This is a genomic window from Candidatus Pelagibacter sp. PS_41 (genome assembly GCF_059417725.1).
On sequence record NZ_CM182062.1, the window covers coordinates 434,512 to 460,382 of the forward strand.

Here is a 25,871-nt window from a genome sequence, read left to right on the forward strand (position 1 = left end):
TTTATGAAAAGCTTTATAGATCTAGAAAAAAAAATTAATTCAGAACTTACCACTAAAATAAAAAAAACTGAAATTAGACACGATCAACTTTATATAAATATTGAAAGTAAAGATTTATTAAATGTAGCTTTATTTATAAAAAATAATGAAAATACTAAATTCCGACAATTAATTGATATAACAGTTGTTGACTATCCAGAAAATTCTCAACGGTTTAAAGTTGTTTATTTATTTTTAAGTCATGAGTTTAATCAAAGAATTATATTAAGTTATTTAATTAATGAAAATGAAGTGATTCCTTCATTAACATCAATATTTCCTGCTGCAAACTGGATGGAGCGAGAAGTTTTTGACATGTATGGTGTTAAGTTTAAAGATCATCCAGATTTAAGAAGAATTCTTACAGATTATGGGTTTGAAGGTCATCCGCTTAGAAAAGATTTTCCTCTGACTGGGCATACTGAGGTTAGATATAGTGAAGATCAAAAAAAAGTTATTAGTGAACCAGTTAAATTAGAACAAAACTATAGAAATTTTGATTATGAGAGTCCATGGGAAGGAACAAAGTATATTAAGAAACAGACAGATCAAGAAAATGACAAAAAAAACTAAAACATTAAATCTTAACTTTGGTCCTCAGCATCCTGCTGCTCATGGTGTCTTAAGGTTAATTTTGGAATTAGATGGTGAAGTAGTTGAGAAAGCTGATCCTCACATTGGATTATTACATCGTGGAACAGAAAAATTAATTGAAAACAAGACTTATATGCAAGCTGTACCTTATTTTGATAGGTTGGATTATGTGGCTCCAATGAATCAAGAACACGCATTTGCTTTGGCAATTGAAAAAATCTTAAGCATTGATGTTCCAATTAGGGCTCAATTTATAAGAGTAATGTTTTGTGAGATTGGAAGAATTTTAAGTCATATATTAAATGTTACTACACAAGCCTTAGATGTTGGGGCATTAACACCATCCCTATGGGGATTTGAAGAACGTGAAACACTTATGACTTTTTATGAAAGAGCTTCCGGATCAAGGCTGCATGCTAATTATTTTAGAGCAGGTGGTGTTCATCAAGATCTACCAATGGGGCTGGAAGACGATATTGCAAAATTTTGTGAAACCTTTCCAAAAATAATTGATGATCTTGAAACTCTATTAACTGACAATAGAATATTTAAACAAAGAAATGTAGATATAGGAATTGTTACTAAAGAAGATGCGTTAGATTATTCTTTTAGTGGTGTGATGATAAGAGGATCTGGTGTGCCGTGGGATTTAAGGAAATCACAACCTTATGATTGTTATGAGCAAATTGAATTTAAAATACCAGTTGGAAAAAATGGTGATTGTTATGATAGATATCTATGTAGAATTGAAGAGATGAGAGAAAGTATTTCTATAATAAAGCAATGTTTAGCAAAAATGACAAGAGGACCAATTAAATCCTTAGATGGAAAAATTAGCCCCCCACCAAAAAAAGATATAAAAGAGTCCATGGAGGCTTTAATTCACCACTTTAAACTTTTTACAGAGGGTTATCGTGTAACTAATGATGAAATTTATACCGCAGTTGAAGCACCAAAAGGAGAATTTGGTGTTTATTTAATTTCTGACGGTTCAAGCAAACCATATAAATGCAAAATTAGAGCCCCTGGTTTTTCTCATTTACAAGCGATGGATTACTTAATTAAAGGTCATATGTTAGCTGATGTACCAGCAGTATTAGGTTCTTTAGATATAGTTTTTGGTGAGGTAGACAGATAATGAGTTTAAGAAAACCTGCTAAAGATCAACCAGAAAGTTTCGAATTCAATCAAAATAACTTAGCTGCTGCAAAAGAAATTATTTCTAACTATCCCGATGGTAAGCAGCAAAGTGCAGTAATGGCATTATTATATATTGCTCAAAAACAAAATGAAAATTGGATTCCATTAGCAGCTATGAAATACATAGGTAAATTTTTAGACATGCCTTATATAAAGGTTTATGAAGTTGCTACATTTTATACAATGTATAACCTTTCTCCTGTAGGTAAACATTTTGTACAAGTTTGCACTACAACACCATGTATGATTAGAGGAGCATATAAATTAGTTGAAGCTTGTAAGGAAAAAATCTCTGAAAATGAAAATGAATTGTCTCAAAATAAAATGTGTTCTTGGATGGAAGTTGAATGCTTGGGAGCTTGTGTGAACGCACCAATGATGCAAATTAATGATGATTATTATGAAGATCTTGATAAAGAAAAAACCTTAAAAATTCTGGATGATATATTAAATGATAAAACACCAAAACCAGGTTCTTACAGAGGCAGAATTAATAATGAACCAGAAAATAATAGAAAAACACTTTTAGATTTAAAAAATGCTTAAAGACGAAGATAGAATATTTCAGAATTTATATAACGATAGAGGATCTGATTACGATTCTTCAAAAAATAGAGGTGATTGGGTAGGTACTGCAGATTTAATAAAAAAAGGAAGAGAATGGATTATTAATGAGGTTAAAACCTCAGAGCTGAGAGGAAGAGGGGGCGCTGGATTTCCAACTGGTTTAAAATGGTCTTTTGCTCCAAAAGAGTTAGGTTCCAGACCACATTATTTAGTAATTAATGGTGACGAGTCTGAACCAGGTACGTGCAAAGATAGAGATATTTTAAGATTTGAACCTCACAAGTTAATAGAGGGTTGCTTGATTGCAGCATATGCTGTCCAGGCACACGTTTGTTATATTTATATTAGAGGCGAGTATTTTGTAGATGGTCAAAAACTTCAATCAGCAATTAATGAAGCTTATGAAAAAAATTTAATTGGCAAAAATGCAGCTGGTACTGGTTGGGATTTAGACATTTATATTCACTATGGAGCTGGTGCTTACATTTGTGGTGAGGAAACTGCATTACTTGAGAGTATTGAAGGTAAAAAGGGCCAACCAAGATTGAAACCACCATTTCCAGCTCTTATAGGTCTATATGGTTGTCCGACAATAATTAATAATGTTGAAACAATAGCAGTTGTTCCAACAATTTTAAAAAGAGGAGGAAAATGGTTTTCATCTCTAGGCAAAGCTAAAAATACAGGAACTAAAATTTTTTGTATTTCAGGTAATGTTAATAAACCATGTAATGTAGAAGAGGAAATGAGTATCCCTCTAAAAGAATTAATTGAAGCTCATGCAGGAGGAGTAGTGGGAGGATGGAGTAATTTATTAGCAGTAATACCTGGTGGATCTTCAATGCCATTGATACCTCAAAAAACTTGTGAAACTTTAACAATGGATTTTGACTCTTTAGTTGCTGAAAAAAGTGGCTTAGGTACTGCTGGTATAGTTGTTATAAATAAAGATCAAGATATCATTAAATGTATGGCAAGAATTGCTAGATTTTATAAACATGAAAGCTGTGGTCAATGTACACCTTGCAGAGAAGGTTCTGGATGGATGTGGAGAATGCTTGAAAGAATGGCAAAAGGTGAAGCTTCAAGAGAAGAGGTTGATATGTTGGGAGATGTTACTAACCAAATAGCAGGTCACACAATATGTGCTTTTGGTGAGGGTTCTTCATGGCCAGTGCAAGGATTGTTGCGACATTTTAAAAAAGAAATAGAGCAAAGAAATAATTTTGATCCCTCAATTAAAAAGAAAAAGAATATTCCATATTTGGTGGATCAACATTTAATGGATAAAAAAAATGCTTAAATTAAAAGTTAATAATATAGATGTTGAGGTTGAAGAGGGTTTAACAGTTTTGCAGGCCTGTGAGAAAGCTGGAGTTGAAATTCCAAGATTTTGTTACCACGAAAAATTATCAATAGCTGGAAATTGCAGAATGTGTCTTGTTGAAATGGAAAAATCACCTAAACCAGTTGCGTCTTGCGCAATGCCAGCAACAGAAGGAATGAATATTAAAACCAACACTCCTTTTGTAGAAAAGGCTAGAAAAGGTGTTATGGAGTTTTTATTAGCTAACCATCCTTTAGATTGTCCAGTTTGTGATCAAGGTGGAGAATGCGATCTTCAAGATCAATCAATGTTCTACGGTGTAGACAAGTCAAGATTCAACGAAAATAAAAGACAAGTTCCAGAAAAAAATATGGGACCATTAATTAAAACACAAATGACTAGATGCATTCATTGCACTAGATGTGTACGATTTGCAACTGAAATTGCAGGAGTACCAGAATTAGGAGCAATAGGCAGAGGAGAAGATATGCAAATTACAACTTATCTCGAAAAGTCTATGCAATCTGAGCTGTCAGCTAATGTTGTTGATTTATGTCCTGTTGGTGCACTTACATCAAAACCTTATGTTTTTGAAGCTCGTCCTTGGGAATTAAAGAAAACAGAGTCCATAGATGTAATGGATGCAATTGGCTCCAATATTAGAGTTGATACTTATGGATGGGAAGTAAAAAGAATTCTTCCAAGAATTAATGAAAACATCAATGAAGAATGGATATCTGATAAAAGTAGATATGCTTGTGATGGTTTATTAAATCAGCGTTTAGATACACCTTATGTAAAGTATAATAATAAATTTGAAAAAGCATCTTGGGATGAAGTTTTTAATATAATTAAATCAAAATTTAATAATACAGATAAAAATAAAATTTGTGGCTTAACAGGTGATTTAGTAAATATGGAAACACTATATATATTTAAAGAATTCTTTAATAAGACACTTGGTTCACAAAATGTCGAGTCTAGAAATGATCATTCTTATTTAAATGTAGAGAAAAGAGAAAATTATTTATTCAATTCAACAATAAATGGGGTAGAGGAATCAGATTTTATTTTTCTGATTGGAACTAATCCTAGATATGAAGCTACTATTTTAAATGCACGTATTAGGAAATCTTATGTCCAAAATAAAACAAAAATTATTTCTTTAAATAATGTTGGAGACCTTACATACCCTTACGAGTTTCTTGATGGTAAAATTAATAATATTAAAGAAATTTCAAAGGATAGTCATAAAGTCTCAAAATTAATAAAAGAAGCTAAAAAACCTTTAATTGTATTTGGTCAATCTGCTTTTAAATCAAAATCTGCAAAATATATATTTGAGGCTATGAAGAGTTTTATAAATAAGAATAATAAGATTTCCAATGAATGGAATTCGCTAAATATAATTTCGGATAATGCCTCAACAGTTGGAAGTTTAGATTTAGGATTATATAAAACTACTGATGGCTCAAACAAAGTTTTAGAAGATCTAAATAACAATAAATTTGAAATTGTTTATTTATTAGGTCTAGATAGTTTTCAATTTAAAAAAAAGAATAAGTTTATTATTTATCAAGGTAGTCATGGTGACAAAGGTGCAGAAATTGCAGATATTATACTGCCAGGTGCCGCTTATACAGAACAGAATGGTTATTTTACAAACTTAGAGGGAAAACTACAAAAAGCCTATAAGGCCTCTTATCCACCTGAAGAAGCAAAAGAAGATTGGTTAATAATTAATGAGTTAGCTGAAGCTATGAATCATAGAAAATTATTCAATGATAAAGATGAACTTGATAGTAGCATGCTTAATTATCTAAATCTTTATTTAGAAAAAGATAATTTAGTTATTTCAACTGAAATTAAAGATTTAATATTTGAAGATGAAATTTTAAAGATTACTAATGAAGACTACTATTATTCTAATGTTATAGCTAGAGCATCAAAGACCATGTTTGAATGCAAATCTGCTAAAACTAATTTCAAATCTACAGGAACAGAAGGATAAATATGGAATATTTAAATATAATTCTTTCTGAAACTTATAAAATATTATTTTTATTAGTTCCGGTCTTGGTTTCTGTAGCTATGATAGTTTGGTTAGATCGTCGTATATGGGCCTTTGTTCAAAAAAGACAAGGACCAAATGTTGTGGGACCTTTTGGTTTATTACAGTCTTTAGCTGATGCGTTAAAGTACATTTTTAAAGAAGTTATTATTCCCTCAAGCTCTAATAAAGTAATTTTTATTTTAGCCCCAATCGTAACTATGACATTAGCATTAATTTCATGGGCTGTTATACCTTTTAGTGCAACACAAGTTTTAGCAGATATTAATGTTGGAATTTTGTATCTCTTTGCCGTTTCATCTTTAGGTGTCTATGGAATTATTATGGGAGGATGGGCTTCTAATTCAAAATATCCTTTTTTGGGAGCGATTAGATCAGCAGCACAAATGGTTTCATACGAGGTTTCTATTGGTGTTATTATTATAAATGTTTTGTTATGTGTTGGCTCATTAAACTTAAACGACATTGTAATGGCTCAAGAAAATCTATGGTTTGTAATACCTTTGTTTCCAATGTTTGTAATTTTCTTTATTTCAGCATTAGCAGAAACAAATAGACCACCTTTTGACTTACCTGAGGCAGAAGCAGAATTGGTTGCTGGATATCAAACAGAATACTCGGGAATGATGTATGCAATGTTTTGGCTAGGTGAGTACGCAAATATTCTTTTAATGTGTGCTATGGGTTCTATTCTTTTTTTAGGAGGATGGCTGTCTCCAATTGAGCTTTATCCATTTAACTTAATTCCAGGTGCAATTTGGTTGATAATAAAAATTTTGCTATTATTTATATTATTTGCATTGGTAAAAGCTATTGTTCCTAGGTATAGATATGATCAACTAATGCGTTTGGGATGGAAAGTATTTCTTCCAATGTCACTAACTTGGGTAGTTTTAACTGCTAGCTATTTATTTTACTTCAATTTATTACCAACAAACTAATTATGAAAATATCTAGAATATTTAAAACAATTTTTTTATTAGACTTCCTAGGAGGGTTAATAATTGCTTTAAAAGAAATTTTTAAATCAAAAAAAACAATTAATTATCCTTTTGAAAAAGGAAAAATTTCTCCTCGTTATAGAGGTGAGCACGCTTTAAGAAGATATTCTAATGGTGAAGAAAGATGTATAGCTTGTAAATTATGTGAGGCTGTTTGTCCTGCTCAAGCTATTACTATCGAATCTTCTGAAAGAGAAGATGGTAGCAGAAAAACTACTCGATATGATATTGATATGATGAAATGCATTTACTGTGGTCTTTGTGAAGAATCTTGTCCCGTAGATGCAATTGTTCAAGGTCCAAACTTTGAATTTTCTACCGAAACAAGAGAAGAACTTTATTATAACAAAGAAAAATTATTAGATAATGGAGACAGGTGGGAGAATATTTTGGCAGCAAATATTAAAGCTGATAATCCCTATAGATAATTATGTTAGCGCACGCAATTTTTTTTTATATATTTGCATTTATAGCAACAGTTTCGGCCATCATGGTAACCGTTTCTAAGAATACTGTTCATTCTGTTTTTTTTCTAATTTTAGATTTTATAAGCATTTCATGTTTATTTATCATGATAGGTGCAGAATTTTTAGGCATGATTATGCTAATTGTTTATGTTGGTGCCGTTGCTGTTCTATTTTTATTCGTTGTTATGATGCTCAATGTTGCTCAACAAAAAAATCAATGGTTTTCTTCTAAAGAAAGCTCAAAACATATTCCAATAGGGCTAATAGTAAGTGTCATTATATTTTTTGAATTAATTATAGTTATAGGTGGCTGGAAGTATAAACCAGATGTTGTTTCTGCTATGTCTTTACCTATAGATCAAGATATCAGCAATACACACTCTATAGGCTATGTACTATACACTGACTATATACATATATTTCAGCTTAGTGGCATGATTTTGCTTGTAGCAATGATTGGTGCAATTGTTCTAACTTATAGAAGAAGGTCTGGTGTTAAAAGGCAAGGATATTTTAATCAAATTACTAGAGAAAGATCAGATAGTGTTGAGATGATAGATGTCAAAATTAATGAAGGAGTAAAAGCAGATGATTAGCATTGGATTAGGTCATTATTTAACCTTGGCGGCAATCATATTTACCATTGGCATAGTTGGATTATTTTTAAATAGAAAAAATATTATTGTAATATTGATGAGTATTGAGCTTATATTGCTAGCAGTAAATATAAATCTTGTTTCATTTTCCATATTTTTAAATGATATATCTGGACAAATTTTTACATTATTTATTTTAACAGTTGCAGCGGCTGAAGCAGCAATAGGTTTGGCAATTATTGTTGTTTATTATCGAAATTCATCAACTATAGATGTTGAAAATATTGATAGCCTGAAGGGATAATATGGAAATTGCATTATTATTTCTTCCTTTACTAGCATCAATTATTTCAGGTTTTTTTGGTAAACTTTTGGGCGACAGAAATTCTGAAATTATCACAAGTGTTTTTGTTTCAATTTCTGCAATAATCTCTTTACTGATATTTTATAATGTCATTGTTAATGACTATGAGAATAACGTAGTCATTGCCACATGGATTAACTCTGGAAGTTTAGATGTTAACTGGTCCATAAAAGTAGATGCTTTATCTTCAGTAATGTTAGTTGTTGTGACTTTAGTTTCTGCTTTGGTGCATATTTATTCGATTGGATATATGTCTCATGATCCTCACAAACCTAGATTTATGGCATACTTATCACTCTTTACTTTTTCAATGCTTATGTTGGTTACTTCAGATAATTTTCTTCAGTTATTTTTTGGCTGGGAGGGAGTAGGTCTATGCTCTTATTTTTTAATTGGTTTTTGGTTTAAAAAAGACTCTGCTAATGCGGCCGCAATTAAAGCTTTTGTGGTAAATAGAGTGGGTGATTTTGGATTCGCTTTAGGAATATTTTTGATTTTCTATTTATTTGGTACGGTAAATTATAATGAAGTGTTTAATCAGATTCCTGAAGTTGTTGACAAAAAATTACTATTTTTGGGTATGAACATAGATGCTGTTGATCTTATTTGTATTCTTTTATTTATTGGTGCAATGGGTAAGTCAGCACAAATATTTCTACATACATGGTTGCCTGATGCGATGGAGGGACCGACCCCTGTATCAGCTTTAATACATGCTGCAACTATGGTTACAGCTGGAGTTTTTTTAGTAGTTAGATGTTCTCCAATATTTGAATATTCACCTTTAACACTTAATATAATTACAATAGTGGGAATGACTACGGCATTTTTTGCTGCAACTATTGCTTTAGTTCAAACTGATATTAAAAAAATCATTGCTTACTCTACGTGTAGTCAATTAGGCTATATGTTTTTTGCTGCTGGTGTGGGCGCATATAATGTTGCAATGTTTCACCTTTTCACTCATGCCTTTTTTAAGGCATTACTTTTTTTAGGTTCAGGCTCAGTTATTCATTCATTCAAAGATGAACAAGACATCAACCAAATGGGTGCTGTATATAAAAAGTTACCTTACACATATATCTTTATGATTATTGGTACTTTAGCGCTTACAGGATTTCCTTTTTTGTCAGGCTTTTACTCAAAAGATGCAATTATAGAATTTGCATATCTTAAAGGTAACACGACAGGATATTATGCAGCTGGAATTGGTATTTTTACTGCTGTTTTAACCTCAATTTATTCTTGGAGATTAATTTTTAAAACATTTCATGGTGAATACAATAATAGAAAAATTGATATTAATGAAATGCACGAGTCACCATTGGTAATGCTTATACCTTTATTTGTGCTTGCAATTGGTGCAATATTTGTAGGTTTTTTATTTAAAGATTTATTCATTGGTCATGGTGAGCAAAATGTTTTTTGGGGAAATTCGATAAAATTTTTAAATCCTTTGAGCACAGAGCATCCACCATTATGGTTTCTTTTAACTACCCCAATTTTAGTATTGATATCTATACCACTTGCTTATTATTTGTTTGTTAAGGATAAAGATATACCAAATCGTATCGTTCAATCCAATAAACCCCTATATAATTTTTTAATAAATAAATGGTATTTTGATGAACTTTATAATGTTTTGTTTATTCAATCTTCAAAAAAAATTGGTTTATTTTTTTGGAAAATAATTGATGTAAAGGTGATTGATAAATTTGGTCCAGATGGAGTTTCTTTATTGATTAAAAATTTATCATTACGTGCTAGTAAATTTCAAAGTGGATTTATTTATCAGTATGCTTTCATGATATTATTAGGATTTTCTGCATTATTAACTTTTTTAATTTTAAACTAATGAATTTTCCAATTCTATCATCATTAATTTTACTTCCAGTAATTGGTTCTTTGTTTTTACTTTTTTCAAAAGATACAAATTCAAATACAGGAAAGTATGTTGCTTTATTTACATCTTTTGTTAATTTTTTAATTTCAATTTATCTTTGGTATCAATTTGATCCAACTACATCGAGTTTTCAATTTGTTGAAGATAGAGAGTGGTTAAAAGGTTTCATTAATTATAAAATAGGTGTTGATGGTATATCAATATTGTTTGTTGTTTTAACTTCATTCATAACTCCTCTTTGCATTATATCGGTCAACAATTCTGTTAAATATAGATTAAGAGATTTTTTGATTGCAATTTTAGTGATGGAAAGTTTAATGATCGGTGTTTTTTGTTCATTAGATCTAGTAATATTTTATTTATTTTTTGAAGCTGGTTTAATCCCCATGTTTTTAATAATTGGAATTTGGGGTGGCACAAGAAGAGTTTATTCAGCATTCAAATTTTTCTTATACACACTTCTTGGTTCTGTATTAATGTTGATAGCTATAATTTCAATTTATTGGATATCTGGAACAACTGATATTACTCAACTTTATGAATTTGGAATAGATAGCAAATATCAAAATTTATTATGGCTTGCCTTCTTTAGTTCATTTGCTGTTAAGACACCAATGTGGCCAGTACATACCTGGCTACCAGATGCCCACGTAGAAGCTCCAACAGCAGGATCTGTTTTACTTGCTGCTATATTACTTAAAATGGCTGGTTATGGTTTTATAAGATTTTCTTTAGGACTTTTTCCTATTGCTTCTGAATTATTTACACCTCTAGTTTATATTTTAAGTTTAATTGCTATTGTCTACACATCTTTAGTTGCATTAATGCAAGAAGATATGAAGAAATTAATAGCATATTCTTCTGTTGCTCATATGGGTTTTGTTACTTTAGGTATATTTACAATTACTCAGCAAGGTATCGAAGGAAGTATATTTCAGATGATTAGTCATGGACTAGTTTCTGCAGCATTATTTCTATGCGTCGGAATTATTTATGACCGTATGCATTCAAGATTAATAGCAACTTATGGTGGATTAGTATCTGTTATGCCAAAGTATTCAATATTATTTATGCTTTTTACTTTAGCAGCTTTAGGTTTGCCTGGTACAAGTGGTTTTATTGGAGAGTTCTTAATACTAATGGGAGCCTTTAAAGACAATTTTTTAGTTGCAGTTATAGCTAGCTTGGGAGTTATTTTTGGTGCAGCCTATATGCTCTGGTTATATAGAAGGGTTGTTTTTGGTACAATTGTAAACAAAGATCTTTTAAAAATGACTGACCTTGATAATTCAGAAAAGCTAATATTATGGTCTTTAGCAATTCCAGTATTGTTCTTTGGTTTTTATCCAGAACCAATTATCAATACAATAGAAGTTTCAGTAAAAGATTTAATTGAGATGTATAATTTTAATTTAAATAACAATATTGGAGGTAAATAATTAATGAACAATATAGCTTCCATTTTACCAGAAATTTTTATTTCACTATCAATAATGTTTTTACTTCTTCTTGGAGTATTTAAAAAGAATAGTTCAATTATTGTTCATTATTGTGCTTTAGCTTCTTTATTAATTACTGGTGTTTTGATTTTTAATGAGTCATTAAATCAAAATATTATGTTGTTTAATGACAGTTATGTTGTCGATAAACTTTCATCATATATGAAAATTCTTACAGTTATAGCTACAGCATTTGTTTTATCTATATCAACTAAATATCTAAAAATATTTAAGATTTTTTTAATAGAATACCCAATTTTAATACTATCCTCAGTACTAGGAATGATGGTGATGATTAGTTCTAATGATCTCATGGTGTTTTATATTGGTCTAGAACTTCAGTCATTAGCTTTATATGTTTTAGCTTCATTCAATAGAGATCAATTAAAATCATCAGAGTCTGGACTTAAATATTTTGTTTTAAGTGCCTTATCATCAGGTTTATTGCTTTATGGATGTTCTTTAATTTATGGCTTCTCAGGGTCTACAAACTTTGAAATTATAAATAATTCAATGAACTCAAATAATTATGGATTAACTTTTGGAATTGTTTTCATTTTAGTTGGGTTAGCTTTTAAGATATCAGCAGTCCCATTCCATATGTGGGCTCCTGATGTGTATGAAGGTTCTCCTACAGCAGTAACATTATTTTTCGCTCTAGTACCAAAAGTTGCTGCACTTACAGTATTTATAAGATTTTTATATGTACCATTTGTAAGTATGATTGAACAATGGCAACCTATATTAATTTTTTTATCTATCGCCTCTATGATTTTTGGAGCCATTGCAGCGATAGGTCAAAGTAATCTTAAAAGACTTATTGCCTATAGTTCAATTGGTCATATGGGATATGCCCTTGCAGGATTATCAGTAGGTTCTAACGAAGGAATTCAAAGTTCAATTGTTTATATAAGCATTTATTTAGTTATGAATTTAGCTTTTTTTAGCTGTCTATTAATGCTTAAGCGAAACGATGAATACTTTGAAACTATTGATGATTTATCAGGTTTATCAAAAAATCATCCAGTCTTATCATTATCTTTACTTATCATATTATTTTCATTAGCAGGTATTCCTCCATTGGCAGGCTTTTTTGCAAAATTTTATATATTTAAAGCTGTAATAGAACAATCTATGTATTTTTTAGCAATCGTTGGGTTGTTATCTACTGTAATAGCGGCGTTCTATTATCTTAAAATAATTAAAGTTATTTATTTTGATCAAGAAAAAGACAAATATGATGATGATCATAATATTTGGTTAAAAGCATCACTAACTTTATCAACATTGTTAATTCTTTTATATTTTATCTTTCCAGGTCAAATAGTTGAGGTAGTCTCAAGAATTAATATTCTTTGATGAAGCTAAAAAAATTCAACTTTAAAATAGTAAATAGCACAAATAATTTAGCGCATAAAATAATACTACACTCAAAAAATAAGTTTGGGATTGTTTCTGCAGAAAAGCAAGTTAAAGGTAGAGGGCAATATGGTAAAACTTGGGAATCTCCAAAAGGCAATCTGTATGTAAGTATTTTTTTTCCAATAGACAATAAACACTTTGATTTAAAGAAATTTACTTTCATAAATTGTTTATTAGTTAAAAAAACAATCTCTTCATTCTATAAAGGAAAAATAAAAATTAAAAAACCAAATGATTTACTAATCGATAATAAAAAAGTCTCAGGAATATTACAAGAAACTCTATTAAAACTTGATCAAAAATTCATAATTATTGGAATAGGTGTAAATTTGATTAAAAATCCAAATTTAACAAATTATCCTACTACCAATCTTTTAGATTTAACAAATAGCAAAATAACAGTTAATAATGTTCAAAAAAAGTTAATAAAAATTTATGAAAAATATATTCCGATGATACAAAAAAATAATATTGAAAAAATATATAGTATTTTGAAATGATAATAGTTGGAGACATAGGAAACACAGAGACAAAGGTTTGTTTAATTGACAAATCAAACAAGATTATTAAAAAAATTATAATCAAAACTAAAGATATTAACAATAGTTCTCTATCAGTGCTATTGACTAAATTTAAATTGAGCAAAATAAATATTAAAAAAGTTTTATTTTGTAGTGTTGTACCTAAAGCTTTTAATCAAATAAAAAAAATTTTTTATCAAAAGCTTAAAATTAAAATTTACGAACTTAAAGATTTAGATCTCAAAAAAATGATTAATATCAAGGTTAATTATAAACAAATTGGATCTGATAGATTGGCTAATGCTTTAAGTGTTATTGGTGAAAAAAAAAATTATATTATTTTAGATTTTGGTACAGCAACAACTTTTGATGTATTGGTTAAAAAAAATTATTATGGTGGTGTAATAGCACCTGGTGTTAAACTGTCATTAAAAACATTATCTGATAAAGCTAGCTTAATACCAAATATAAACCTAAAAAAGCCAAAAAAAGTTATTGGCCAAAATACTATAAATGCAGTTAGGTCTGGTTTTTTTTGGGGATATGCAGGTTTAATTGACAATATTGTTAATTTAATTAAGAAAGAGACAAAGAAGTCCTTTGAAATAATAATTACTGGAGGATTTTCTAATTTGTTTAAAAAATCAATCAAAGCGAAAGTTACATTAAATAAAGATATTACTATTAATGGCTTAATCAAAGCCTCAATTCTAATTAAATAAATATGAAAGATGAATTATTATTTTGCCCTTTAGGTGGCTCTGGTGAAATTGGAATGAATATGAATTTGTTTGCTTACGGAAAAGCAGGTGAACATAAATGGATTATGGTAGATATTGGTGTAACATTTGCTGACGATACCATTCCAGGTGTTGACCTAATATATCCAGATCCAGGTTTTATTGTTGATAAAAAAGAAGATCTGCTAGGAATTATTTTAACACATGCGCACGAAGATCATATTGGCGCAATAGCTCTGCTATGGCCACAGCTTAAGTGCAAAATTTTTGCAACACCTTTTACTGCTGTTTTAATTAAAGAAAAATTTAAAGAAAAAAATATAGATATAACTAATCATTTAAAGATTGTTCAACTTAACGGTACAGTAAATCTAGAACCATTTAAGATAGAATATATAACACTAACCCACTCTATACTTGAACCTAATGGACTAAGAATTGAAACACCGGCTGGTATAATTTTACATACTGGAGATTGGAAGATTGATCCAGAACCTTTAATTGGTGAAAAAACTAATTCAAACAGACTAAAAGAAGTTGGTAAAGAAGGTGTTCTTGCAATGATATGTGACTCAACAAATGTATTCAGCATGGGTAAAGCAGGCTCAGAGTTAGATGTTAGAAAGAGCCTATTAAATATTATGGGTAGTCTAAAAAAAAGAATTGTCATGGCATCTTTTGCATCAAATGTTGCACGAATGGAGACAGCTTTTTATTGTGCAGAAAAAACTGGCAGACAAATTTCTTTAGTTGGTCGATCAATGCATAGAATTTTTAAAGCTGCTAGACAATGCGGTTATTTAAAAAATGTAATTGAACCAATAGATGCTAGAGAGGCAAAAAAAATATCTAGAGAAAAAATTGTTTATTTATGCACAGGTAGTCAGGGTGAGCCAATGGCAGCTTTGATGAGAATTGCTAGCTACACACATCCCGATGTTTTTATTGAGAAAGATGATACAGTTATTTTTTCATCTAAAATTATTCCAGGAAATGAAAAAAAATTGTTTAAATTGCAAAATCAATTAGTCAAAGATGGCATCGAAGTTATTTCAGAAGAAAGTGAATTTGTACATGTTTCTGGTCACCCTAATCGAGACGACTTAAGAGAAATGTATGATTGGGTGAAGCCTAATTGTGTAATCCCAGTACATGGAGAGCATCGTCATATGATTGAACATATGAAATTTGCACATGAAATGAAGGTGCCACATCCAGTACAAGTACAAAATGGTGATATTGTAAAATTATTTCCAGGAAAACCTCATGTATTTGATAAAGCACCTAGTGGTAGACTTTATCTTGATGGAAATATGAGTGTTGAAGAAGATTCACAATCGATAAAAGATAGAAAAAATTTAAGTGCAAATGGATATATGGAAGTTACAATTTTAATTTCACAGAAAGGAAATATACATAAAAGACCAGTATTAACTTTTAGAGGTATCCCAGTTTATGATGTAGATGAATTTATTTATGGATTAGAGGAAGCTATTGAAGGCACAATAAGAACCTTTTCTTTAGGTAATAAAAAACAAGAATATAACTTAATCGATGCATTAAAGATCACTTGTAAAAAATATACTAAAGAAATGACAGGAAAAAAACCTTTTACAAATATCAATTTAGTAAAAATTTAGATGAGCGCAACAGGACTAGCAATTATTTATATCATAATATGGTGGATAGTATTTTTTGTAATTTTACCAATAGATGTTAATAGAAATAAGACTATTAAGATTGAAGGTGAAGATGCTGGATCTCCTGAAAATCCAAAGATGTTAAAAAAATTTTTTTATTGTACTGGTATTACATCCTTAATTTTTATAATAATTTATATTTTAATTAAATATGAATACTTAAATTTAAGAAATATAATTAGTTAAATATGCATATATCAAAATCATTTATACCCATATTAAAAAACAACCCTTCTGAAGCTAAAATAAAATCACACCAATTGATGTTAAGAGTCGGTATGATAAAACAATCCTCGGCGGGTATTTACTCTTGGTTACCTTTAGGATTTAAGGTGATGAAAAAAATTGAACAAATTGTAAGAGAAGAGCAAAACAAAATTGGTGCTCAAGAAATTTTGATGCCTACTATTCAATCTAGTGAAATTTGGAAAGAAAGTGGACGCTATGACGATTATGGAGAAGAAATGTTAAGGATAAATGATCGCCAAAATAGAGAAATGTTATATGGTCCAACAAATGAAGAGTTAGTCACTGATATATTCAGATCTAGTATTAAATCATATAAATCATTGCCACAATTATTATATCATATTCAATGGAAATTTAGAGACGAAGTAAGACCAAGATTTGGAATAATGAGGTGTAGAGAATTCTATATGAAAGATGCTTATTCATTTGATGTGAGTGATGAAGAGGCTGTATTTTCTTACAATAAATTCTTCTTATCGTATTTAAAAACTTTTAAAAGACTTGAGTTAACTGCAATTCCTATGGCTGCCGATACAGGCCCAATTGGAGGAAATCTTTCACATGAATTTATTATTCTTGCTGACACAGGTGAAAGTAAAATTTTTACAGACAAAAGAATTTTTGACTTGAATAGCGATGGTTCAATAATAGAAAAAAATTCTTTAGAAAATTTAAGAAAAAAATTTGAACAATATTATTCTGTTACAGATGAAAAATTCAAAAAAGAAGAATTTGAAAAAGAAGTTTCGGTTGAAAATAGATTGATAACAAAAGGAATTGAAGTTGGACATATATTTTATTTTGGAGATAAGTACTCTAAACCATTAAATGCATCAGTAGATTTGCCTGAGGGTAAGAAAGATTTTGTTAAAATGGGATCTTATGGAATCGGTGTGTCTAGATTAGTTGGTGCAATTATTGAGGCTAAATATGATGATAAAGAAGAAATCATGAAATGGCCATTTGCTATTGCTCCATTTGAACTTGCAATATTACCAATGATTAACAAAAATGATAATTCAACTTTAGAAAAAGCAAATAAAATTTTTGAATTTTTTAATGTCAATGGTATTGATGCAATAATTGATGATATGGATGAAAACCTATCATCTAAAATTAAAAAATTTAATTTAATTGGCGTTCCTTATCAAATTATTATTGGAAAAAAGTCAGATGGTGATTTACTAGAATTTAAAGAAATTGGCAAAGATCCTCAAAATTTAACTTTAGATCAAATATTAAAAATTTTAATTAAACAAAAAGAAAAAAATTGATTTCTACTTTAGAAAAAGAGATTACATTTAGATATCTAAAAACTAGAAAAAAAGATGGTTTTTTAAATATAATTTCAATATTTTCTTTTATTGGAATAAGTCTAGGTGTTGCTGTTTTAATTATCGTTATGTCGGTAATGAATGGTTTTAGAACAGAACTTATAAACAAAATTGTTGGTTTTAATCCTCATATAACTATTAAGCCTTATGAAAATTCTATCTCTGTAGATAAACTTAATAATAAAGAGTTAAAGAAGATTTCTGAAGAATTGCTATATAGTAATTCAGGTGAAGCAATTATTATTAGTCAAGATTTTACCAAAGGTATTGTTTTAAGGGGGTACAGTCAAAAAGATTTCTCAAAACTTAACGTGGTAAATAAAGGTCGATTTTCTGGCAATTCGAAGAAACTTTATAAAAATAATATTTCAATCGGTAAGGAATTAAGTTTTGATTTAGAACTTAAGATTGGAGATAAATTATCAATTATCTCTCCATCTGGGATAGAAACTATTATTGGTAATTTACCCAAACAAGAAGTTTTTACTGTTAGCTCAATCTTTGAAAGTGGATTAGCTGACTTTGATAGAAATATAGCTTTTATAAATATAAATACATTAGAAAATTTTTTTGATTTTAATAAAGATGATAGAAATTTAGAAATTTATCTTAAAAATCCTTCAGACATAGTTATTGCAAAAAATAAAGTTAAAGAAGTATTTAAAGATGAATTTATTTATACATGGGCTGATATGAATAGTTCGTTATTTTCAGCATTAAAAGTTGAGAGAAATGTAATGTTTATAATTTTGTCTTTAATAATATTAGTAGCAGCATTTAATATAATTTCAGGTCTTACAATATTGGTGAAAAATAAAACTAGAGATATAGCAATTCTTAAATCAATAGGTGTTCTAAATAAATCAATTACTAAAATTTTTTTCTTAGTAGGAGTTACAATTGGGACAACAGCTACAATATTTGGTATTTTATTGGGTGTATTGTTTTCACTTTATATTGAAAATATTAGACAGTTTTTGAGTTATACTTTTAATATAAGTTTATTTCCTGAAGAGATTTATTTTTTAAGTAAAATGCCCACAGAAATAAACCTTGTTTCTATATTAATAATCTCCGTTTGTTCGATTTTAATAACCATAATTGTTTCAATATATCCTGCTATAAAAGCCTCTAAGCTTGATCCAGTAAAAGGTTTGAAATATGAATAATCTTATAAATTTAAAGAATATCTCTAAATCATTTTATAATAATAAAAAAATTTCAGTATTAAAAAAAATAAATTATTCATTTACAAGAGGTAAAATTTACTCTTTGGTAGGACCATCTGGTTCTGGGAAGTCAACTTTGCTTAATATTTTATCAATGATTGATAGGCCGACTAGTGGAAGTTTATCTATAAGTAATAAAGTGGTGAATTTTTCAAAAACTTTAGACAATGATAAAATTAGATCAGAAAAAATTGGCATTATTTATCAACAAAATAATTTATTAACTGACTTTACGGCTTTAGAGAATGTTTACATGGCTCATTTATCTTTAACTAATAATAAAAAAGAGGCAAAATATAAGGCGAAAATAATTTTAAAAAAGATGGGTTTAAAATCAAGAGAAGATCATTATCCATCAGAATTATCTGGTGGTGAAATGCAGAGAACAGCAATTGCTAGAGCACTGATTAATGAACCTGAGGTAATATTAGCTGACGAACCAACTGGAAGTTTAGATCATAGTACAGCTAAAGAAATTTTTAATATTCTTTTTAAATTAAAGGATAATAATAGATTAATTATATATGCAACTCATAATAGATATTTTGCCAATATGGCAGATTGCAAACTAGAAATGATTGATGGTAATATAAAAACTATCAATGCAAAATTCAAACAATAAACATTTTACTCACTTCAAAGTTCATACACAGTACTCCATTTGTGAAGGAGCTGTCAAAATTGAGAGTTTAAAAGATTTTTGTAAAGAAAATAAATTAGTATCTGTTGGAATTTGTGACACTGAAAATTTATGTGGTGCATTAGAATTTTCTGAAAATATCTCTAAAGTAGGCACTCAACCTATTATTGGAACTCAAATTAATTTTAAATATGAAGACACAACAGGTTTACTCCCCTTAATCGCCCTCAATGAAAATGGTTACAAAAAAATTATTGAATTGTCTTCAAAATCATATTTAGAAAATGACGTTTTATCAAAACCACATTTGGATATCAAAGAATTACTAGATAACATTAGTGATGTTATTCTTTTCTCAGGAACAAATCATGGCTTATTTGGCAAGTTATTTGAAAAAGGAAGATTTGATGAAATACAAAAAATCTACAAAGATTTACTAAAAAATTTTAAAGATAATTTTTATTTAGAAATTCAAAGACATGGTGATCAAAATGAAAAATCCTTTGAAAAGTTTAATTTAGAACAATCTTTTAGATTAAAAATTCCAATTATTGCATCAAATGAAGTTTATTATTTAACCAAAGACATGCATGAAGCCCATGATGCTCTTACTTGCATTGGTGAAAAAACATATCTTAATGATAAAAATAGAATTAAATATAGCGATCAACACTATTTTAAGTCTTCAGAAGAAATGCGTGCTCTATTTTCTGATTTACCCGAAGCTTTAGAAAATAATTTTAATTTACCATACAGGTGTAGTTTTAGACCTCAATTTTCCAAACCTGTTCTTCCTAATATAAGCACAGAAAAAGATGGTAGTGCCGATGAAATATTGAAAAAGGACTCTTTAAATGGATTAAAAGAAAAATTTTTAAAAATTTTTAAAATAGAAGAAAAAAACCTCATTAATGATGAAAAATTTTTATTTTATAAAGATCGTTTAGATCATGAACTAAGAATTATAATTGAAATGAAATACCCAAGTTATTTTTTAATAGTTTCTGATTATATTAAATGGGCTAAGAAAAATGATATTCCGGTAGGACCCGGTAGAGGCTCTGGTGCTGGCTCTTTAGTAGCTTGGTGTTTATCAATTACTGATGTTGATCCAATAAAGTTTAATCTAATTTTTGAACGATTTTTAAATCCTGATAGAATATCTATGCCTGACTTTGATATAGATTTTTGTGAAGAAAAAAGAGATCTTGTATTTGAATATTTAACTACAAAATACAAAGATAGTGTTGCTCATATAATTACTTTTGGAAAATTAAAAGCAAGAATGGTTATAAGAGACGTTGGTAGAGTTTTAGGTTTACCATATGGTTTTGTAGATAGCATTTCTAAGATGATACCATTTGATCCTTCACGTCCACAAAGTTTAATTGAATGCATAAATAGTGAGCCAAGACTTCAAAAATTAGTAAATGAAGATCCTCGAGTAAAAAAACTTACTGATTTATCACTAAAGTTAGAGGGACTAAATCGGAATGTTGCAACTCATGCTGCCGGTGTTGTTATAGCCGACAGAAAATTAACTGAAATAGTTCCTTTATATAAAGACGCCTCCGCAGATCTTTTATTACCATCAACTCAATTTGATATGTATTCTGCTGAAAATGCAGGTTTAATAAAATTTGATTTTTTAGGTCTAAAAACTTTAACAGTCATTAATAGAACTCAAAAACTAATTAAAAAGAAAGATAAAAATTTTAATATTGAAGACATAAATTTTGAGGATCAAAAAGTTTTTGAATTACTTTCTTCAGGTTATACAGTTGGTTTATTTCAGGTGGAGAGTGCCGGTATGCGTGAAGCTTTAATGCAAATGAAACCAAATCATATTGAAGATATTATTGCATTAGTTGCTTTATATAGACCAGGACCTATGAGCAATATTCCTGTATATAACGATTGTAAGCATGGAAGACAAACGCCTGATTATTTACACCCTCTTTTAGAAGACATTCTCAAACCAACATATGGTGTCATAATCTATCAAGAACAAGTAATGCAAATAGCTCAAAAATTATCAGGTTTTACTGCAGGTGAAGCTGATATTTTAAGAAGGGCAATGGGTAAAAAGAAAAGAGCTGAACTAGAAAAGCAAAAACAAGGATTTATTGCAGGTGCACTAAAAAATGGTATTAGCAAAGATGTTGCGGCAAGTATTTTTTTAAAAATCGAACCATTTGCTGAATATGGTTTTAACAAAAGTCATGCTGCAGCATATGCAATAATTTCTTATCAAACAGCATTTTTGAAAACTTATTATCCAAAAGAGTTTTTTGCAGCATCGATGACTATGGATATTTCAAATCAAAATAAATTAAGTGAATTTCATGAGGAACTTAAAAGAATAAATATTAATGTTATAAGACCAGATATTAATAAATGTTATGCTGATTTTAAATTTGATGAAGAAAACTTTTATTATGCCTTAGGTGGAATTAAAAGTGTTGGGTTTGATGCTATATCAAATGTAGTAGAAGAAAGACTAGCAAATGGTGAATTTAAATCAATTAATGATTTTTTAAATAGAGTAAATCCTAAGGATATTAATAAACTTCAATTAGAAGGGCTAGTTAAAGCAGGAGCCTTTGATAATATTGAAAAGAACAGACAAGCTTTGTTTAATTCAATTCCAAATTTCATTCTTAAAACTAAAAACATTTATGAAAACAAAGCAGCTAATCAAATAGACTTATTTGGTGCTGATGAAGAGCAGGATAATGAAATTGTTTTTAATATAGAGGATTGGAAATTTGAGGATAGACTTTCAAGAGAATTTGAAGCTATTGGTTTTTTTATATCAGACCATCCTTTAAATCAGTTTAAAGAAATTTTTGATGATTATAAAATTGTTGATTATATAAAGTTTAATTCTGATGATAATATTAAAGATGCAAATATAGCAGCTACTTTATTAAAAATTTCTGAACGTAAAACAGCCAAAGGAAACTCTTATGCGGTTATTAAATTTACAGATTTAACTAGTGTATTTGAACTTTTTATTTTTTCAGATATTCTTGAGATTAATAGAGAAATTTTGATTGAGGGAAATTCACTAATTATTACTTTAATTAAAACAATTTCAAATGATGAAAACAGATTAAAGAGAACAAATGTTCAAAAAATCGCTTCTCTTAAAGACTTATTTAATAAACCAGTTAATGAAATTGCTTTTAATATTAAGACTGTTGATGATATTGAAAAAATATCCAAATTATTAGGTAAAGAGGGGACAACAGAGGTAAAAATTAATTTAAATACTAACGACAACAATATTAGTTTTAAACTTAAGAACAGACGTTTAATTGATAGAAAAGCTATAAATTTACTAAGAAAAGACGATATATCAGTAATAATACAGTAAAAAAGACTTGTTTGTTTCATTAAATATTTGTAAATACCTGGTAAATTAAATTAACACGCACACAGTTTGTGGTTTTATACCTCCGGTCCTTAAATGGAAATTACTGTGGTGGCTTAACCGGGAATAAATATGAAAATACCAAGTTTAACTATCCAACAACTATTAGAAGCAGGCGTACACTTAGGTCACAAGACTCTAAGATGGAACCCAAAAATGAAAAAGTACATTTTTGGAAAAAGAGACTCAATACATATTATTGATTTAACTCAAACACTAGAACTTACCAACGTAGCTTTAGAAAAAGTTTACAATACAATTGCTAATAATGGAAAAATACTTTTTGTATCAACAAAAAAGCAAGCATCAGAAGCTATAGCCGAAGTTGCTAAAGAAACTGGCCAATACTTTGTAAATTATAGATGGTTAGGTGGAATGCTAACTAACTGGGGAACTATTTCAGGCTCAATTAAGAAAATGAAAAAATATGAGGCAGATCTTGTTGCTGAAAATAGAGGTTTCACAAAAAAAGAATTATTAAAAATGAGTGTCAAAAAAGACAAATTGGAACGAGCTCTAGGAGGAATTGCAGAGATGAAAAAAGTTCCAGATTTAGTTTTTATAATTGATACTAACTATGAATCTTTAGCAATAGCAGAAGCTTCTAAATTAGGCATTCCAATTTGTGCTATTTTGGATAGTAACTCAAACCCTGATGGAATAGATTTTCCAATACCGGGAAATGATGATGCTAGAAGAGCAATTGATCTTTATTGTAATTTGGTAAAAGAAACTATTGAAAATGCAAAAAAAGCTGCTCCAGCAAAAGTAGATGATAAACCAGAAGCAGATGAAGGCAAGCCAAAAGAAGCATCTACTAAAAAAGTTCAAGAAATTGATAGAGAAAAACTTGATGCCAAATTTGCTAAAAAGAATAAAGAAAAATTAAACTAATGAGCGATATAGAAAAAGTTAAACAATTACGTGAAGCAACAGGTGCTGGTTTTAAAGATTGTAATCTTGCAATTAAAGAGTCTGGTGGAGATTTAGATAAAGCTGTTGAGATCTTAAGAGTAAAAGGAATATCAAAAGCTTCTAAGAAAATGTCAAGAGATGCTAAAGAAGGTGTAATTGCAACTTCTGGTGATGAAAATAAAATTTCTATTATTGAAGTTAACTGTGAAACAGATTTCGTTGCCAAAAACGATGATTTTGTATTATTTGCTAAAGAATTGAGTGAACTTAATAATCAAGCAGAATCTAATATTGAAAAGCTAAGCGAAACTAAAATGTCAAATGGCGAAACTGTTAAAGATAGTTTAGTTGCACTTATAGCTAAAATGGGTGAAAAAATAACAATAGGTAGAGCAAAAACTTTTAATAACTCAGGTTCTAAAAATTTTAACTACCTACATACAGTTGTTAAAGATAATTTATCTAAACTTTCTGTTATTGTGTCGCTTGAAGTTAAAGATGTTTCAGATCAAGTCAAAACTTTTGGAAAACAATTGGCAATGCACATTGCAGCATCTAGTCCCTTGTCTTTAAATGCAGATTCAATTGATAAAGATCTTATACAAAAAGAACTAGAATTAGTCACAGAAGAACTTAAAAGCTCAGGCAAACCAGATGAAATTGTTCAAAAAATTAGTTCAGGCAAAATGAATAAATTTAAAGAGGAAAATGCATTATTAACTCAAGCTTGGGTTATGGAGCCAAAAAAGAAAGTTCAAGATATTGTTAAAGAACTTAATATTTCTGGTTTAAAGATTAATGATTTTTATAGATTAAAAATTGGTGAATAAATGTTTAACGACAAAACATATAATCAAAAAATGGATAAAACCATTGAGGTTTTTTCTAAAGAACTAACATCTTTAAGAACTGGTCGTGCAAATGCTGCAATGCTAGATCTTGTTAAAGTTGATGTGTACGGCCAAGCTATGCCAATAAATCAAGTTGCTAGTATCACAACACCTGAACCAAGAATGATAAATATTCAAGTTTGGGATGCCAACAATGTTTCATTAGTAGATTCAGCTATAAAAAAATCTGAATTGGGTTTAAATCCTCAGATAGATGGTCAATTAATAAGATTACCTGTTCCAGATTTAAGTGAAGAAAGAAGAGTGGAGATTAAAAAAGTTATTAAATCAATGGGTGAAAAGTGCAAAGTATCAATTCGAAACATTAGAAGAGAAGCTAATGATGAGTTAAAAAATTTACTTAAATCTAAAGAAATTAGTGAAGATGATGAAAAGAAATATGAAAAGATAGTACAAACGTTTACTGACAATCATATTAAAACGATTGATCAAAAAGTTGAGATTAAAGAAAAAGAAATCATGACTATATGAACCCAATTAAACATGTTGCCATTATTATGGATGGAAATGGTAGATGGGGCATAAAGAATAGAGGTTCAAGAAATAAAGGGCATACAGAAGGTTTAAAGACTATAGAAAATATTATTACAGAGAGTTTAAAACAAGAAATTAGATATTTAACACTCTACACATTTTCTACAGAAAATTGGAAAAGACCAAAGCAAGAAATCACGTTTTTATTCAAAATTTTTGAAAATTTTCTTTTAAAGAAAACAATTAATTTAGTTCAAAATGGTATTAAATTTAATGTAATTGGAAATAAAAAAAAAATTTCAAAAAAACTGCAGAAAATAATAAATGATTCAGAAAAAAGAACACAATTTAATAATAAACTTCAAATAAATGTTGCTCTTAATTATGGCTCTAAAGATGAAATAATTACTGCATGTAAAACATTAATTAAAAAAAAAAAAGTTATTACTGAGAAAAATATAAATGATAATTTATATACAAAAAAAATACCAAATCCAGATATCCTAATCAGAACAGGCAATACTAATAGATTAAGCAATTTCTTGTTATGGCAGATTGCCTACACAGAAATTTTTTTTATAAAAAAGTTTTGGCCTGAATTTAGTAAGGATGATTATAAAAGAATTCTTAAAAAGTTTAGATTATTAAAAAGGAATTTTGGCTCAATATAAA

General features: G+C 29.0%; 24 protein-coding genes. All 24 read left to right on the forward strand.

Features of this window, described 5'->3' with window-relative positions; translation table 11 throughout:
• Nucleotides 1-3 precede the first annotated feature (3 nt).
• The 24 genes from AC5SL8_RS02355 to uppS all read left to right on the forward strand — a co-directional run bounded on the left by AC5SL8_RS02355 (nt 4) and on the right by uppS (nt 25,870).
• Nucleotides 4-612 (forward strand): NADH-quinone oxidoreductase subunit C, encoded by a 609-nt coding sequence (locus AC5SL8_RS02355; protein ID WP_494580542.1) that lies wholly within the window; start codon nt 4-6, stop codon nt 610-612.
• Complete coding sequence (locus AC5SL8_RS02360; protein ID WP_494580544.1) at nt 596-1,771, forward strand: NADH-quinone oxidoreductase subunit D; 1,176 nt, start codon at nt 596-598, stop codon at nt 1,769-1,771. Before AC5SL8_RS02355 ends, AC5SL8_RS02360 begins: the two co-directional genes overlap by 17 nt.
• Nucleotides 1,771-2,379, forward strand: a complete 609-nt coding sequence (nuoE, locus tag AC5SL8_RS02365; protein ID WP_494580546.1) for an NADH-quinone oxidoreductase subunit NuoE — start codon at nt 1,771-1,773, stop codon at nt 2,377-2,379. Before AC5SL8_RS02360 ends, nuoE begins: the two co-directional genes overlap by 1 nt.
• Nucleotides 2,372-3,703, forward strand: a complete 1,332-nt coding sequence (nuoF, locus tag AC5SL8_RS02370) for an NADH-quinone oxidoreductase subunit NuoF (RefSeq protein WP_494580548.1) — start codon at nt 2,372-2,374, stop codon at nt 3,701-3,703. The genes nuoE and nuoF overlap by 8 nt, the downstream gene beginning before the upstream one ends.
• On the forward strand, nt 3,696-5,738 hold the full coding sequence (nuoG, locus tag AC5SL8_RS02375; RefSeq protein WP_494580550.1) for an NADH-quinone oxidoreductase subunit NuoG: 2,043 nt from the start codon (nt 3,696-3,698) through the stop codon (nt 5,736-5,738). Before nuoF ends, nuoG begins: the two co-directional genes overlap by 8 nt.
• Before the next feature lie 2 nt (nt 5,739-5,740).
• On the forward strand, nt 5,741-6,739 hold the full coding sequence (gene nuoH / locus AC5SL8_RS02380; protein WP_494580552.1) for an NADH-quinone oxidoreductase subunit NuoH: 999 nt from the start codon (nt 5,741-5,743) through the stop codon (nt 6,737-6,739).
• Between the two features lie 2 nt (nt 6,740-6,741).
• The gene (gene nuoI, locus AC5SL8_RS02385; protein ID WP_494580554.1) at nt 6,742-7,227 is read left to right on the forward strand and encodes an NADH-quinone oxidoreductase subunit NuoI; all 486 of its coding nucleotides are present in this window, start codon (nt 6,742-6,744) and stop codon (nt 7,225-7,227) included.
• Nucleotides 7,228-7,229: 2 nt separating this feature from the next.
• Nucleotides 7,230-7,862: an NADH-quinone oxidoreductase subunit J gene (locus AC5SL8_RS02390; protein ID WP_494580556.1), complete on the forward strand. Its 633-nt coding sequence runs from the start codon at nt 7,230-7,232 to the stop codon at nt 7,860-7,862.
• Complete coding sequence (gene nuoK / locus AC5SL8_RS02395) at nt 7,858-8,166, forward strand: NADH-quinone oxidoreductase subunit NuoK (RefSeq protein WP_494580794.1); 309 nt, start codon at nt 7,858-7,860, stop codon at nt 8,164-8,166. The genes AC5SL8_RS02390 and nuoK overlap by 5 nt, the downstream gene beginning before the upstream one ends.
• 1 nt (nt 8,167) lies before the next feature.
• A complete protein-coding gene (gene nuoL / locus AC5SL8_RS02400) occupies nt 8,168-10,081 on the forward strand; it encodes an NADH-quinone oxidoreductase subunit L (protein ID WP_494580558.1) in 1,914 nt (637 codons plus the stop codon).
• Nucleotides 10,081-11,568, forward strand: coding sequence for an NADH-quinone oxidoreductase subunit M (locus AC5SL8_RS02405; RefSeq protein ID WP_494580560.1), 1,488 nt, complete (start codon nt 10,081-10,083; stop codon nt 11,566-11,568). Before nuoL ends, AC5SL8_RS02405 begins: the two co-directional genes overlap by 1 nt.
• A gap of 3 nt (nt 11,569-11,571) precedes the next feature.
• The gene (nuoN, locus tag AC5SL8_RS02410) at nt 11,572-12,987 is read left to right on the forward strand and encodes an NADH-quinone oxidoreductase subunit NuoN (protein WP_494580562.1); all 1,416 of its coding nucleotides are present in this window, start codon (nt 11,572-11,574) and stop codon (nt 12,985-12,987) included.
• Nucleotides 12,987-13,550: a biotin--[acetyl-CoA-carboxylase] ligase gene (locus tag AC5SL8_RS02415; RefSeq protein ID WP_494580564.1), complete on the forward strand. Its 564-nt coding sequence runs from the start codon at nt 12,987-12,989 to the stop codon at nt 13,548-13,550. Before nuoN ends, AC5SL8_RS02415 begins: the two co-directional genes overlap by 1 nt.
• Nucleotides 13,547-14,293, forward strand: a complete 747-nt coding sequence (locus AC5SL8_RS02420; RefSeq protein ID WP_494580566.1) for a type III pantothenate kinase — start codon at nt 13,547-13,549, stop codon at nt 14,291-14,293. Before AC5SL8_RS02415 ends, AC5SL8_RS02420 begins: the two co-directional genes overlap by 4 nt.
• Nucleotides 14,294-14,295: 2 nt before the next feature.
• Nucleotides 14,296-15,951, forward strand: a complete 1,656-nt coding sequence (locus AC5SL8_RS02425; RefSeq protein WP_494580568.1) for a ribonuclease J — start codon at nt 14,296-14,298, stop codon at nt 15,949-15,951.
• On the forward strand, nt 15,952-16,197 hold the full coding sequence (locus AC5SL8_RS02430) for a DUF1467 family protein (protein WP_494580570.1): 246 nt from the start codon (nt 15,952-15,954) through the stop codon (nt 16,195-16,197).
• A 2-nt stretch (nt 16,198-16,199) separates the two neighbouring features.
• Nucleotides 16,200-17,534 carry a proline--tRNA ligase gene (gene proS / locus AC5SL8_RS02435; protein WP_494580572.1) on the forward strand — a complete coding sequence of 445 codons (1,335 nt, stop codon included), beginning with the start codon at nt 16,200-16,202 and terminating at the stop codon, nt 17,532-17,534.
• Nucleotides 17,531-18,763 carry a lipoprotein-releasing ABC transporter permease subunit gene (locus AC5SL8_RS02440; protein ID WP_494580574.1) on the forward strand — a complete coding sequence of 411 codons (1,233 nt, stop codon included), beginning with the start codon at nt 17,531-17,533 and terminating at the stop codon, nt 18,761-18,763. The genes proS and AC5SL8_RS02440 overlap by 4 nt, the downstream gene beginning before the upstream one ends.
• A complete protein-coding gene (locus tag AC5SL8_RS02445) occupies nt 18,756-19,445 on the forward strand; it encodes an ABC transporter ATP-binding protein (protein WP_494580576.1) in 690 nt (229 codons plus the stop codon). The genes AC5SL8_RS02440 and AC5SL8_RS02445 overlap by 8 nt, the downstream gene beginning before the upstream one ends.
• Nucleotides 19,426-22,842, forward strand: coding sequence for a DNA polymerase III subunit alpha (gene dnaE / locus AC5SL8_RS02450; RefSeq protein WP_494580578.1), 3,417 nt, complete (start codon nt 19,426-19,428; stop codon nt 22,840-22,842). The genes AC5SL8_RS02445 and dnaE overlap by 20 nt, the downstream gene beginning before the upstream one ends.
• Before the next feature lie 129 nt (nt 22,843-22,971).
• Nucleotides 22,972-23,793: a 30S ribosomal protein S2 gene (gene rpsB / locus AC5SL8_RS02455; RefSeq protein WP_494580580.1), complete on the forward strand. Its 822-nt coding sequence runs from the start codon at nt 22,972-22,974 to the stop codon at nt 23,791-23,793.
• Nucleotides 23,793-24,644 (forward strand): translation elongation factor Ts, encoded by an 852-nt coding sequence (tsf, locus tag AC5SL8_RS02460; RefSeq protein WP_494580582.1) that lies wholly within the window; start codon nt 23,793-23,795, stop codon nt 24,642-24,644. Before rpsB ends, tsf begins: the two co-directional genes overlap by 1 nt.
• On the forward strand, nt 24,645-25,196 hold the full coding sequence (gene frr, locus AC5SL8_RS02465) for a ribosome recycling factor (RefSeq protein ID WP_494572598.1): 552 nt from the start codon (nt 24,645-24,647) through the stop codon (nt 25,194-25,196). It abuts the gene before it with no gap.
• A complete protein-coding gene (gene uppS, locus AC5SL8_RS02470) occupies nt 25,193-25,870 on the forward strand; it encodes a polyprenyl diphosphate synthase (protein WP_494580584.1) in 678 nt (225 codons plus the stop codon). The genes frr and uppS overlap by 4 nt, the downstream gene beginning before the upstream one ends.
• Nucleotide 25,871: the final 1 nt, after the last annotated feature.